Below are 13,594 nucleotides of genomic sequence, written 5' to 3'. Positions count from 1 at the left end.
CGCGTGCCAAGAAATCTAAATCGGCAAACGCGCTGAGCGGTGCGCTAGACCTTAGGCCGTCCAGAGTCTTCAATCACTTCAACCTCAACTGCTGCCGAACCTCACCGGACCCCTGTCATCCTGAGCGAAGCGCGGCGAAGTCGAAGGACCTGCCGTGAAAATCCAGACATCGGCACGAATGATGGTGCCCCATCCAAGCTCCGCTTGGGTGGGAAAGCACGATCTGACCAGCAGCGATTTTCATTCTTTCCGGGTGTCGCGCAGCGACGTCGACGACTGCGGTTGTCCCTTTCTCCGTCACGCGCAAAAACCTTCGGCACAGACCTGCAGCCTAATTCGCGCCCAGATCCCTCAGCACTGCCATCGCCGCATTCCGCCCGTTAATCCCGATCACGCTTCCCCCCGGATGCGTACACGCCCCGCACAGGTACATCCCCTTCATCGGCGTTCGCGTGCTTAGCCGATTCGCCCACATGTATTGCGGCAGGCACTCACCCTGGAAAATATGTCCGCCGGTCAGTCCCACCTTCTGCTCGATATCCGGCGGCCCCAGCACCTGCGCATCAATCACCGCGGAATCTATCCCGCCGTCGCCGATGTTGCTGCAGAATCGTGCCAAAGACTTCATCGCCAGCGCTCGTACCTCATCACGCCGCTCATCCCAGCTGCCGTGAGCAAGCGTGTAGGGTACGTATTGCGCGAAGACGCTCATCGTGTGCGTGCCACGCGGAACCACCGTCGCGTCGTGCACGCTCTGGAAATAGAGTTCGCACCACAAGTGCTCCGGCAACTCTCCCCGTTTTGCCGCCGCGAATCCCGCCTTCCACTCCGCTTTAGTCAGCGGAGCGTTGATCTGTCCGTAATGATGCGCTTCGTTCGTTCCCGGCCGCGCCTTGAAGTTCGGCAGCTCATTCAGGTGCACATTCAACTTAACCGTGCACCCTTCGATCGGCACCTCCTCCACGCGCTTGCGCCAGGTTGCGTCTGCTGCCGCGCCCAGGAGCCCAAGGGTCCGCCGCGGATCAGCATTTGACACCACCACCCGCGCCGCAATCCGCTCGCCGCCTTCCAGCAGCACGCCTTCGCCCGGCAGAATCTTTGCCACCGGCACACCCGACACCACCGTCGCGCCAGCCTCGCGCGCGGCATCGCAGAAGTAGAACGACACCATCCCCATGCCGCCCTTCACATAGCCCCACATCCCCGGCATTCCACCCAGCCGTCCCGATGAATGATGAAACCGGATCGACGCCGTCCCTGCATCGAACGGACTCGCATTCGTCCCGATCACTCCCTGGCCGAGATAGGCCACCTGCAGCCGCTCGTCGCGAAGATAATGCTCCGCATACTCCGCCATCGACCACTCGAACAGCACCGCCCGCGCCTCAACGTCATCGCCCAGCAGCAATTCAATCTGTTCCCGGGTCGGCGCCTCGCCAATCCACAAATCGTCCTCGCCCGCAGGTCTCAGCGCATCACGCAGGCGGCGAATCACGTCGCACATCGCGTTGAAGCCATTCACATCGCGCGGCGACAGCTTCAGCACCTCCGCCTCGCACCGCGCATCGTCATCCCAAAGCTGAATGCTCGATCCATCGAGGAAGGGAACAAACAGCCCATTCACCGCCGGTGTCCACTCAAAACCTCGCCGAGGCAACTCCAGCTCCTCCACCACCAGCGGATGCAGCAGTCCCGCCAGGTACGCGCACGGCGACATCCTCACTCCGGGAAATGGCTCCGCAATCGTGCAAGCCCCGCCCACACGTGTGCGGCTCTCGATCACCAGCACTCGTTTTCCCGCCTTCGCCAGATAGGCAGCGCAAGCCAGGCCGTTATGGCCGGCGCCGACGACAATCACATCCCAGGTCTTTGCCGCAAGTTCGCGAATCGGCGCCGGCAGCCCGATCTCGCCCAGTACTGCCGCTGTAGGTGAGCTCATAGAAAATTACGGTAACATGCTCGATCTGGCCAGGTGTGGTCGCCTCAGGCGCATGCCACGACGCCCTCATAGGACAGCCCTGTCCAAAGGCCTGTGCTGCTCGAGCGATAGCTCCGCGGCTAGTTCAAGTAGCATCACGAACTTCGAGCAAAGATATCTTCTATCTCTGCACCGTGAGCCGATAACCATCCCGGGTGCGAACGCGATATTTCTGCAGGTCCTTACCTGCCAGCGTCACCTTGATCGAGCGCCAGCCGCGATTGGGATTCGCCTGCGGGTAATAACTTAGCGTATAGAGATGGACCAGGTCTTCGCGGATCGAGGCGAACGCCTGCTTTTCCTCTCGCCAGTTCTTCGCAAAGTAAGCCTTGCCGCCCGAAACCTTGCTCATCCGCTCAAATGCGGCAGCTGAAGCAGGATCTTCCTGGGCCTGCCGGGTGCTGATGATGTAAATGATCGTCCCCGTCGATTGCGCCAGCTCGGCTACATCCTCCGGGGGAATCGAACTGGCATTGTCCGGACCGTTTGAAAACACCACGATCGCTTTGCGTCCCTTCAGCGGCGCAGCATCCTTTACGGTCAGCAACAGACTGTTATAGAGGGCGGCATCATCGCCTGCGACCGTACTTCGTACACCGTTGATCAAGCGGTAGCGATCGGAAGTCAGTTGAATCGCGCGCGAGAGATCCCGGCAATACGAATAAAAAGCGACCCTGCTCGCATCATCCATCGAGCGGACAAAATCTGTGATAGCGTCTTGCGCGAACACAAAGCTTCTGTACATATAGTTGCTGGTGTCGAACAGAACAAACACGCTGGCTTCATTCAAATGCGGGACTCCTGCCGGTGGATCAATCTGCGGCGGCGGATCGGGAGCTGAAACCTCGTGCGCAGTTTCCGGTCCAGAAACCTGACCTGGCCGGCTAACTTCCTTGGAACCGGGCGCCGATTCCCGGCTTTCTTCGAAGGTGGAGAACTTCTGCTGTATCTTGTCCTCGGTGATCACGAAGTCTTCCGGACGCAGGCCCGTCACGTAGTTCCCCTTACTATCTGTTACTGCGATGTTTAGCTGCACCAGTACAACGTTTACACGCAGCTTCATTGGATCTTGAGCAGGGGATTGCGACCCGGTCCTCTGTAAAAAGAGGCACGAAAATATGATGCAGCACCCTAGAGTTTTCATTCTCATCGATGTTCGATCCCTTCATGCGGAGTTCGCATGAGCTTATTGCTGGAACGCCGAAACTGCCTGGAGTGTGATCTTGCCCTTTCGAAATTCGTCGCCCGTTTGCTCCATCGCTCGAAGCAATGCGGACCAGTCGTCAATGTTGCTCGCGAAAATGTTAGCCACCATATTGCGAGTTAGCTCGGGCGCCAGAAGGTTGAGTTCGGCTGGGGAGTAGCCCATCTCATCCGCAAGTCTTGCCCAATAAAGATTGTTGGAATCCCATGATTCTGCAAACAGCCTGCCTGCGTCTCCGCCAAACGTCGAAATCGACTTCATGTTAAGCAAGGCGGAAGAATCCGTGATCATTAGACCCGGATGGGGCACCCCGAAATCGGCCGACAATCGCTCCATGCTGGCGTCTGAAGGGGTTTTCTGAGCAAGCTCATCTAGTTCCTGCCCTGCTCGTCCCGCCATCGATGCCTGATCGGGATATCTCTTCCGGAATTCCATCGCAAGATAGAAGACATCCGCAGGCGGCGTTTGCCCGATCACGGTCGCGCTGCCTCCCGCAACCAGAAGCTCTTTTGCGGTCCTTTCCACCCGGCCGGGTGTCATACGATCCGCGAGGATGCCGACCACTTTCTGCCGAAGATCCGCATTGCTCGCGGCTGCACTCAACAGTTCTTCGCCCGCTCGCTGATACAGAGCCGCACAATGCAATTCGTTTTGGCTCACATTCCACCAGCGCGGCAGCGTTGCGCTTACCAGGAGGTCGGGAACGATATCTTTCCAGATCAAAGCCTGTATGTTCTTTGGGACGATGAAATCTTCTTCCGCCGACGCGAGCGCATAAGGTAAATCTGCCAGAGAACCTAGCAGGTAAGCTCCCCCTCCGGCCGTTGCGCCAATTCCCACCATCCGGGGAACTCCCCATATCTCGACGGTCCCCTGAACTGAGATGGAAGAAAAATCATGGGACCGGACAAACAGCGGATTGTTATGGAGAACCTCTGCACCGGGTGGCTCGTAATACGCGTAGTTCAATCCAACCAGTGTGTCTCTCAAGAACGGAGTGAGCTGACCTCGGCCGGCCTCAATCTGCGACGGCGTTGCCGAAGTCTTGAGGATCTTCGTCAGATCCGTTCTCACCTGCAGTTCCGCGTGCCTGCTCGTGTACACAATGGGTGCCCAGGTGCTCCTCTCATTGCCGGTGAAGATAGGCCGCGGCATTTCGAACTCTCGAAGATTCTCAGCAAGAGGCAGCAATGCATTCCCGGTCGCGGATCCGTGCGCCATCTCGGTCATTCCGTCGTAGAGGCCAAATAAGGTATCGAGGGAGACCAGGCGCTGATCATCCAGAACGGAACGAATCCTCTCGGCCAGGTCATGATGCACGCGTTGGCTGTCACGGTCATCGTGAACCGGTCCCGCAAGAAGCTCGATGATCTCGTCCTGGGAGAGTTTTCCGTTGCCGCCCGCCGCCTGCAGTGACGCCTGCAACGAACTTCTGCCCGCTTCGAAGAACTGAACCGAGGAGTGACTCTCCAGGAACGGCTGCATCGCTTCCTGCCACGACGAATTCAGCTTGTTGCCGGGTATCTGGCCCTGTCGCGCAAAGATATGCCAAATTCCAATATCGGCCTGAAACGCTCCCAGCGCATTCGAACGCAGAGCCGGATTCGGAATGCTGTCGATTCGGTCTGCCGCGTTTACAAACTTCGCGATCGCGCCATCATCAAGACCGGGAAACTCGGCAAAGATAGCGAACCAATGGTGGAACTGCGCAAACCGGCTCGCCACCAATTTGTCCGTCTCATCTGACAGCTGATGTTCCGGCGGTCTCAAGGAATTCAATGCGTTCAGCAAAAGAAAAACCTGGACTGGGCCCGTTTCAGTCTGAAGGTTCGACGATGCGATCAACGTTTCCAGCAGTCGACCCGAGGTATTCCAATCGCGACCCCTCCCTAACCAGGCCCGCATTTGCCTCGATTTGGCCATCTGCGAGAGGATTGCCTCCCATACCAAAACATCTCCAGGAATGGCAAAGTCTCCGTCCGCCTTCCACTTCAAAGAGGCCAATAAAATGAAGAGCTCGCCGTTTCTCGGAAATATTCCCTTTGTTGCATCGACGTTGGCAACGGGTGCCCGATAAACATCGTAGAAACGTTTGAGGCGATTTCCTTCGATCAGGTGTTCCTGTTGAGCATGATCGAGACGGGCCAGAACATCGAAATACGCGGCCATCCAGCCGCTATCTCTGGTCAGGAGTTTGGTCACAAACTGTCCAGGATTGCCTGGACTCTCTCCCAGCAGGTCCTCCCACGCTTTGTCGTTATCACCGGGTACGATCACTCGCCCCGATTTGATACGAATCTGGCTCCCATACAAATCAGTGACTGTCGCAACCAACATCAATCTTTTGAGCCCCGGAGACTGGCTCAGGGAGAGCCGCGTTGGGCGATCGTATCTCGCCATTGCCGCATAAAGGCGATCAGTTTCCGGATTGTGCAACAGCAGGTCCAGTAACGCGTTGTCCGCTTTGCGTTTTGAACCAGCGGCTGCAAGCCACTCTTTCTCAGTGAAAATGATCGGCACTCTGGTTGCTGGAAACGAATATGTGAATGGTCCATCCTTCTGCAAGGCTTGCTCCAGCGCGGTGAGCGGGAAACCTGAGTCGATGGTCAGAAATGCGCGTTCTGCATTCGCCGTCACCAGTGCGGTATTTTTTTGGCCGCACGGTCGCTGAAACTTATATCCCAGCACGCCCAATAGCTCGGCAGAATCACCGCAACCGCTGATGTGAATTTTGCCATCCGCCGAAAGTCGCTCGAGATCGCGAGCCTGGTGGACATACCTGTCTACCAGGATCAGAAACTCCTTTTCTCCGTCTGTGTCGAACCCATATAGCACCACATTGCGTGCAAGCATCGGCAGTACATCTTCAGGAGTTACCTCCTGGCTGATTCCCGCCATGCGGAGAAACGATCGCAATGGGCCAGGGATTACGATCGAATCCGTTGGAACCGATTGCAGTTCATTGGAGGAGGTCTCAGATCCCGCCTGCGAATTCAAATACGACGGGAAGGAGATTGCCAGACAGAACAAGCCAGATACGTAAATCGACTGGGGAAGAGAGAAACTCATCGAAACACCCCTTCAAACCACGAGAGGCATTGACTGGAGCGTTAGCCAGGCTCCGTTTGCCGGAAATACCCTTGGAACTCGAACGCACTATCGCAACATTTCCATCAAACTGCGCATTTCACTAGAACAAAACTTCGAATCCGATCGGCTCCACGTCCCTTGGAAATCTCAAGCGACATGAGGGAAGCTGCGCAACCGGGCAACCATCATCGCAAATCACTCTTCGTCCGGCAAGTTTAATTGAGAAGCATTGTTCAAGGAGCCTTCCGGGTTCAGCACATGGAGTATAGAGCTATTGGAGAAGCGCAATGTAATTGAATTGTCATCGCTTCGATAGATTCGGTCCGGGCTTCGAGCGTCGTGAACGTCACGGCCAAATCATGTTCGAATCACTTCACGCTGATATCTCCATCCACATCCACCACCAGCGTGTCGCCCACGATCTGCATCGAGTGCACCTTCAGCTTCTCCAGCGTCACTTTGTACCCGAGGCAGCGGTCGACCCCTCCAACGCCCTGCGTAATAGATCTGCTGCATCCACCTTCATGCTCGACGGCACCTGTCGGCTCAGAAATGGACTGAGCAGGAAATTCAGCTCTCGCTGGTCGCTCACCTTGATCAGTTGCGCGTCGTGAAACCCGATGGATTCGCCCTCGCCGAAAGGCGCTACGGAGACCTCGGCCGTTGGCGCAAGCGAGATCCCGATGCAGGCCCCACCGATCGATTTGCCCATGCGCGCCCGCGTCTTCACCTTCACCACGATCCGGTCCTGAACAAAGCTCACCTTCGCATCGTCCGCATACACCCAGCACGCCGTTTGTTCAGATCCCTTCAGGTAGAAACGACCGTCAGGACCGCTAAATAGTTGTTGTTTCAGTGTTCTTTCCAGGGCTTCCCGACTGACGCGCAGCTCCACCGCTCCGCAGGGCAGCGTGGCGGCTGCCAGCAGCAAAAGTGCCGCGGCAAGCACCCACTTGCATTTGTTCATAACGCTATGGTGGCATCGAAATGCGTCCGGCGCCACTTGGGCATATCGAAGCGAGAGAGGGCCTCCGCGTGGCGGGGCTAGCAAGGCGGCATGTAAGTCTTTATGAGTGAGATATCTGTACTGATCGATTTCTGGACAGTCTCTGACGAGAAAACGCTTAAAATGACCAGCTTTGCTATTGATTTTTGAACAAAATATCCCTAAAATAGAACATATCGAGTCGCCTTAGGCCGTAAGGACCCCCAGCCCGTCGCCCGAGGCATTTAGGAACAAAACTCCACTCCTGTTTAAGGAAAACAAAACCAAATGGCAAAACGTAGAGGAAATCCGAATTGGGGCAAGCCGGAGCCCATCGGCCCTGTTGTCCCCACCGTGACCTCCTTTGAACAGATCGTCAAGGAGTTCAAGCTCACCCCGGATCAGTACATCCGGTCTACCCGTCTGCGCGAGTGGGCCCGTCGGAACAAAAATTCCAAGTACATTCCTGAGGCGCTCCTTGAAGCCTGGGGCTTTGAGATTGAGTCTACTTTGTAGTATTCAGCCTCTCTGGCTGTCAACAAAAACGCCGCCCTCGGGTGGCGTTTTTGTTGTCCTTTAGTAACGTTCTTTGCCGATAGCCTCCCAATCGGCGAGAATGAAAGCTGCTTCCAATGCCCGAAAGCGCACGCACCAACGAAGCTCCCTTCACCGACGTCCCCGGCGCCATTGCCGATATCCGCGCCGGCCGAATGGTCGTCGTGGTCGATGACGAGGACCGTGAAAACGAAGGTGACCTCACTCTCGCCGCGGAACACGTCACACCCGAGGCCATCAACTTCATGGCCCGCTACGGTCGCGGTCTCGTGTGTCTAACCCTCACTGAAGAGCACGCCGACTACCTCCGCCTGTTTCCGATGACGCAGCAGAACTCCTCCCGCTTCGGCACGGCCTTCACTGAGACCATCGAAGCCCGCGAAGGCGTCACCACCGGCATCTCCGCCGCCGACCGTGCCCAAACCATCCGCACCGCCATCGATCCCCGCTCCACCTCCAGCGATCTTGTACGCCCCGGCCACATCTTTCCTCTCCGCGCCCGCCAGGGCGGAGTCCTCGTCCGCGCCGGCCAGACTGAAGCCTCTGTCGACCTCGCACGCCTTGCCGGACTCCAGCCCGCCGGCGTCATCTGCGAAATCATGCGCGATGACGGCGAGATGGCCCGCATCCCAGACCTCATCCCGTTCTGCGCCGAGCACAACCTCCGCATTCTCACCGTCGCCGAACTTATCCGCTACCGCCTGCGCCACGAGCGTTACATCGTGCGTGCGGGAGAAACCCGCATCCAGACAAAGTACGGCGAGTTCCGCATGATCGCTTACGAGAGCGAGGTCAACGGCGGCGAAAGCCACATCGCGCTCGTTCGCGGCGACCTGTGCCCCACGTGTCCCGCCTGCAACGCCGGACCCGCCAACGTCCCCGGCGACGCGCGCACCAGTCGCCCTCCGTGCTCCCACGCCGTTCTCGTCCGCGTGCACACGCGGTGCACCGCCGGCGACGTCTTCGCCGCCGACTGCCACTGTCGCGAAGTTCTCGACAACTCCATGCGGATGATCGCCGAAGAAGGCTGTGGCGCTATCCTCTACCTGCACAACACCTCCCGCGGATTCGAGGTCGACAAGATCCCTGCCATCGCATCACAATTCGATCGAACCGGCACCGCTGTGTCTGACAATTCGGCTGTAACCGCCAACAACCTCGTCCTGCATCACCAGCTTCGCACCCGCGAGGGCTCGCAGGCCCGCTCCGGCCGCATCCTCCGTGCCATTGGCCTTGGCGGCCAGATTCTCTCCGACCTCGGCATCAAGCGCATTCGCTTGCTCTCCAACACGCCCATGCACATCCCCGCGTTAGAAGGCTTCGGCCTCGAAATCGTCGAACAGGTCCCCATCCCCGTAGAAGACTGCACCCGCGTTTAACCGGGCCTCTCAAGGCACGCGCCTCCGAAGTGTCATTCCGAGCACTCCCATAATGCTGTCATTCCGAGCGAAGTCGAGGAACCTGCAGTTGCTTCTAAAGCGGTAGCGGCCATCCATAAGCCTCCCGGTTTCCCGCTGGCCCTGCTACCGCAACCTTCGCGATCAGCTACGGGTCCGCAACCAAAGACTGCATCAGCTCAACTGAGATCTACCGGCCGATTCGTCAAAGCGGAGACGCCATTAGTCGCTCATATCGCCACGACGAGGAGAATCTTTGCCGGATCATTTCAGATTCCGAAAATCTGAAATCAAATCTTCCAGCGGTGGCCCTGGCGAGTCAGCCTTCGGCAACATCGGTCGCGAAATCGGGATGGTTCCCATCTGATTCTCGAAGAGCCTAAGCACTTCTGCCGAAGTGATCTCCTGGTATCGATACTTCCTGCCCCGAAGTTGTACGACCCGCGGCGCCACCTGAATGTCGCGCGCCGCGATCGACACCATCCCGTCGTTGTGCCAGATCGAATCCCTTTCGTAGGTGACGATGAGGACGCAGGCTTCCGTCTGTGTACTTTTCGCTGCCTCTTCCAGCGTCTCCGTCGTGACGAGGAGGGGAACGTAGCATTCTTCGCAGCCATTTGGCGTGCCGGCAAGAAACAGGTAATACGCGTGGTGATAGATCGCGAGTTTGCTTTCACCAGGGGGTCGAGTTTGCGCTGTTCCCGCAATTGCCAGGAGAAACAGAAACACGCAATAGAGCTTCGACGCTTTTTTCAGGACTCCTCCTCCGACACTGCACAAGGCTTTGCTGTGGCATGGGCACAAGGCCACAAGCCCGGCCGACATCTATTCCTTGAACGGGCACAAGTTCGCAGCTTGCGGAAAAAAAGCGGGGTCACACTGGAGGTACAGGCTTCAGCCGCACATCAACCAACGCTGGAATGGAGGAGCATCAGCCCCGACGGGAAATGCAACCTTACTCGTATCGCAGCGCCACCATCGGATTGACCTTCGTCGCTCGCCGCGCCGGAATAAAGATCGCCAGCAGCGCCGCCAACATCAGGAGGGCCGCCGCGCCGATGAGTGCCACAGGATCCCATGGCCGTACTGAAAACAGCAATCCGCTCATCAATCGCGTGAGAAACAGCGCCATAACCACGCCGAAACCCAATCCGATAGCAATGGTGGCCATGCCGCTACGGATGAGCATCCCCAGCACGTTGCCGCGGTCCGCACCAAGAGCCATGCGCAAGCCAATCTCCTTGTGTCTCTGCGCAACGCCGTACGAAGTCACGCCATAAATCCCTACTGCAGCCAGCAGCAGAGCCAGCCCGGCAAATCCCGCCAGCAGGATCAGTGCGAGCCGTCGCCGCTCAAGCGAATCGCCCATCACCTCGGTCATGGAACTCACCTTGTAAACAGGCAGGTCCGGGTCGATCGCCGAGAGTTCTCTCTGAATTGTCGGCACCAGGTTCATCGGATTCCCCGACGTCAGCACCGCCAGCGCCATCGCTCCATTCGGTCGCTGGCTCTCCGGCCAATAAACCTCCACGCGCGAACGCGCTTCGAGCGTCCGGTTGCGCACATGCCTCACCACCCCGACGACGGTTGCCCATGGCGCCGTTGTCCGCTGACCACCGGGATGCAGCCGCTTTCCAATCGGATCCTGATTGGGCCAATACGTTTGTGCCAGGCTCTCGTCCACGATGGCCACGGGAGCGGCGGTATCAGAATCGCGCGCCTCGAAAACACGGCCGCGGACCAACGAAATTCCCATCGCTTTGAAGTAGTCGGGAGTGACCACCCGCTGATCTGCTTCTGGAGTCGTTTTTTCCAGTGGAACGGATTGAGTGTCGATCGTTGTCGTGCCCGAGCCTCCCTGGCCACTCAACGGCAAACCGGAGACTGCACCTGCCGCCTGTACCCCTGGCAATCTCTGCACACGATCCACCAATTCCGAATAGAATCCGCGCACCTGTTCCGGCCTGCTGTAGACAGCATCCGGCAACGCGATTCGCATCGTCAGCACTCCATCCGGGCGGAATCCCGGATCCACCTTCAGAATCTCGGCAAAGCTTCGTATCAGCAATCCAGCTGCGGCGATGAGCAGCAGCGATAATGCCGTTTCGCAAATCACCAGTGCGCTGCGCAGCCGCTTCGGCCGCTTACCCTCCGTGCTTCTTCCGCCTTTCAGTCCTTCGAATTCACGCTTGCGCCCCGCCTGCAGTGCGGGCGCGAGCCCAAACAGAATTCCGGTAGCGAGAGAGATGACCGCAGTCAGTAGCAGCGCCCTGCCGTCAATCGATGTGTGAATGGCGCGCGGCAACGATTTCGACGCAATTCGAACCAATTCATGCAATATCCACGGGGTGATGGCCACGCCAACAACACCACCGGCAAATGCCAGCACAACACTTTCCGTCAACAGTTGCCGCATCAAACGAGCGCCGCTCGCTCCCAGCGCCATGCGGGTTTCCATCTCCTGTTGCCGCTCCGTCGACCGCACCAGCAGCAGATTGGCGATATTCGCGCATGCAATCAGCAGCACCAGTCCCACTGCGGCCATCAGCACCATCAGCGAAGGCTTCACATCGCCCACGGTCTCCTCCAGCAGCGGATGGAGGATGATTCCAAAGTTGAATTTTTGATAAGGATAAGATGCGTGCTGTTCGATCATCGTCCGGCCCACACGGTCCATATCCGACTGCACCTGCGCCAGCGAAAGCCCTGGCTTCATGCGGCCCAAAACTTCCAGGCCATGCCCCCCACGGCTGTTCTCGCTCAGATCGTCTGGCGAGAAGGCGAGCGGCCCCCATATTTCAGCCTCGTCCGGATAGGCGAATCCCTCCGGCATCACACCCACCACCGACATGGGAACCCCGTCGATGTCGATCGTGCTTCCAATCACGTTTCGATTCCCGCCGAAGACGCGCCGCCATAGCCCGTAACTCAGCACCACCTCGTGATCGCGCCCCGGTTGTGCCTCTTCGGGCAAAAACGTGCGACCCAGCAGCGTCTGCGCTCCCAGCATCGGAAAAAGGCTGGGTGAAACCGAAGCGCCCACCACCCGCTGAGGGCTTCCCTTGACGCCGAGATTGAACGAGCCCGAGCCGATGGCCGCCAGATCGCTGAAGCTGCTATTCAACTGCTGGAAGTCCCGAAACTCCGGAGCCGAGACCCAGTTTTGATCATTAGGCGCGCCGATCCCGGTAAAACGTGTCCAGACCTTGATCAGGCGATCTGGATTTGTATAGGGCAGCGGTCTCAGGAGCACTGCATCGAGCACGCTGAAGATTGCAGCGTTGGCCCCAATGCCCAGCGCCATGGTCAGTATGACCACAGCCGCGAAACCTGGCTTCTTTGCCATCTGTCGAACCGCGAATCGCAAGTCCTGCAAGAGAATGCCCATTGCCTTTGCCTCCGGGAAACCCTGGGGGATGGGAACAGCCATCCGAGTCGATGACCAGATGCACCAAAATCTGGCGGATCCAACAAAAGGGCAAGCAATTCTCCAGCCAGAGAATCGACGGTCAATCCCTTGATCCTACGACTTCCTCAGCAACGGTTTCCCTCTGATCCGTCCGCTTTTGGGTACCGTGTACGAAAATGAACAGTCGAAGCACCCACGCGTGCCTCCACTACCTGACGTACTCGAAAGACACGGAGGAGCAGAATGACTCACGAGCGATCTTTGCGGTGAGTCGGTCCTACTCGTTCCTGGGGTGTCGTACTCAGGCTGCGACCACTTCCGTCGCCGGTATGATGTTCCGGGCTTCAATGGCCTTGACGCTGTTTTCAAACGCCTTTTCCAAGACGCTCCTGCCGATCGTCCGGAGGACGAAGCCGAGTACCCATCCCTTGAAGGTTCTTGCCTTCGCGGACGACGGCAACATCAACGTCGGTCGTGCCATTGGGCTGGCGGCTGAAGGTGTAGGTGTGTCCGGACGGGCCTCCCCACAGATTGGAGTCGGTGGTTGTGAGGACGACGTGGTTGCGATCAGACCAGTCGTAGTGCAGGCGCTCCCAAATGCCGCCTGAGCCTTCTGTGACGTCGGCCTGTGTACGGCCAAGCTGATGCACCTTGAGGTATTCGTCGGCGCTGTTGCCAAACAGCTTCGAGCGCCCAGGCCCGAAGTCGGTAAGCCCGGCGATGTATTGCTCGGGCGTGAGAGTGGTTGTCTGGTGAAGATAGATCGTGGACATGTTGTTTCTCCTTCGGTTCAATTGTTGATTACGTAACAGCGCATGGCTGTCTTCAGGCCTCGTTACGCAAAGAGTTGAACGAAGCTCTTCAGAATAGAACGCCGGTTGCTCCCAGGCCGCGAGACTTCACCTCCGGCCTTACAGCCGGGCAATCACGTGCCGGATGCGAAGCCGGCAATCGCGGCCTCGTACGACATGGAGGT

General features: G+C 58.0%; 9 protein-coding genes. 2 read left to right on the top strand and 7 right to left on the bottom strand.

The window, feature by feature from the left end:
• Nucleotides 1-331: 331 nt before the first annotated feature.
• From VK574_RS09105 to VK574_RS09090, 4 genes are all read right to left on the bottom strand, one after another.
• Nucleotides 332-1,939 carry a phytoene desaturase family protein gene (locus VK574_RS09105; RefSeq protein ID WP_472799520.1) on the bottom strand — a complete coding sequence of 536 codons (1,608 nt, stop codon included), beginning with the start codon at nt 1,937-1,939 and terminating at the stop codon, nt 332-334.
• A 160-nt stretch (nt 1,940-2,099) separates the two neighbouring features.
• Complete coding sequence (locus VK574_RS09100) at nt 2,100-3,041, bottom strand: VWA domain-containing protein (protein WP_472799519.1); 942 nt, start codon at nt 3,039-3,041, stop codon at nt 2,100-2,102.
• Between the two features lie 123 nt (nt 3,042-3,164).
• A complete protein-coding gene (locus VK574_RS09095) occupies nt 3,165-6,251 on the bottom strand; it encodes a hypothetical protein (RefSeq protein ID WP_472799518.1) in 3,087 nt (1,028 codons plus the stop codon).
• Between the two features lie 475 nt (nt 6,252-6,726).
• A complete protein-coding gene (locus VK574_RS09090) occupies nt 6,727-7,239 on the bottom strand; it encodes a hypothetical protein (protein ID WP_472799517.1) in 513 nt (170 codons plus the stop codon).
• 306 nt (nt 7,240-7,545) lie between these two features.
• Between VK574_RS09090 and VK574_RS09085 the strand changes: the two genes are divergently transcribed.
• Both VK574_RS09085 and ribB read left to right on the top strand, forming a co-directional pair.
• Complete coding sequence (locus VK574_RS09085) at nt 7,546-7,773, top strand: hypothetical protein (protein WP_026447189.1); 228 nt, start codon at nt 7,546-7,548, stop codon at nt 7,771-7,773.
• 116 nt (nt 7,774-7,889) lie between these two features.
• A complete protein-coding gene (gene ribB / locus VK574_RS09080; protein ID WP_472799516.1) occupies nt 7,890-9,191 on the top strand; it encodes a 3,4-dihydroxy-2-butanone-4-phosphate synthase in 1,302 nt (433 codons plus the stop codon).
• A 282-nt stretch (nt 9,192-9,473) separates the two neighbouring features.
• Here ribB and VK574_RS09075 read toward each other — a convergent pair whose 3' ends face one another.
• The 3 genes from VK574_RS09075 to VK574_RS09065 all read right to left on the bottom strand — a co-directional run bounded on the left by VK574_RS09075 (nt 9,474) and on the right by VK574_RS09065 (nt 13,391).
• Nucleotides 9,474-9,938, bottom strand: coding sequence for a hypothetical protein (locus VK574_RS09075; RefSeq protein ID WP_472799515.1), 465 nt, complete (start codon nt 9,936-9,938; stop codon nt 9,474-9,476).
• A gap of 226 nt (nt 9,939-10,164) precedes the next feature.
• Nucleotides 10,165-12,597, bottom strand: coding sequence for an ABC transporter permease (locus VK574_RS09070; RefSeq protein WP_472799514.1), 2,433 nt, complete (start codon nt 12,595-12,597; stop codon nt 10,165-10,167).
• 386 nt (nt 12,598-12,983) lie between these two features.
• The gene (locus VK574_RS09065; protein ID WP_472799513.1) at nt 12,984-13,391 is read right to left on the bottom strand and encodes a hypothetical protein; all 408 of its coding nucleotides are present in this window, start codon (nt 13,389-13,391) and stop codon (nt 12,984-12,986) included.
• Nucleotides 13,392-13,594 lie beyond the last annotated feature (203 nt).

The organism is Occallatibacter sp. (assembly GCF_035317045.1).
Lineage (GTDB): Bacteria > Acidobacteriota > Terriglobia > Terriglobales > Acidobacteriaceae > Telmatobacter.
The sequence above is the reverse complement of the archived record's forward strand: the minus strand, read 5'-3'. Positions and strand labels throughout refer to the sequence as shown.

Coding starts and splice junctions, on each gene's coding strand:
- VK574_RS09105 (WP_472799520.1), bottom strand. CDS start 1,939: ATGAGCTCACCTACAGCGGCAGTACTGGGCGAGATCGGGCTGCCGGCG.
- VK574_RS09100 (WP_472799519.1), bottom strand. CDS start 3,041: ATGAAGCTGCGTGTAAACGTTGTACTGGTGCAGCTAAACATCGCAGTA.
- VK574_RS09095 (WP_472799518.1), bottom strand. CDS start 6,251: ATGAGTTTCTCTCTTCCCCAGTCGATTTACGTATCTGGCTTGTTCTGT.
- VK574_RS09090 (WP_472799517.1), bottom strand. CDS start 7,239: ATGAACAAATGCAAGTGGGTGCTTGCCGCGGCACTTTTGCTGCTGGCA.
- VK574_RS09085 (WP_026447189.1), top strand. CDS start 7,546: ATGGCAAAACGTAGAGGAAATCCGAATTGGGGCAAGCCGGAGCCCATC.
- ribB (WP_472799516.1), top strand. CDS start 7,890: ATGCCCGAAAGCGCACGCACCAACGAAGCTCCCTTCACCGACGTCCCC.
- VK574_RS09070 (WP_472799514.1), bottom strand. CDS start 12,597: ATGGGCATTCTCTTGCAGGACTTGCGATTCGCGGTTCGACAGATGGCA.
- VK574_RS09065 (WP_472799513.1), bottom strand. CDS start 13,391: ATGTCCACGATCTATCTTCACCAGACAACCACTCTCACGCCCGAGCAA.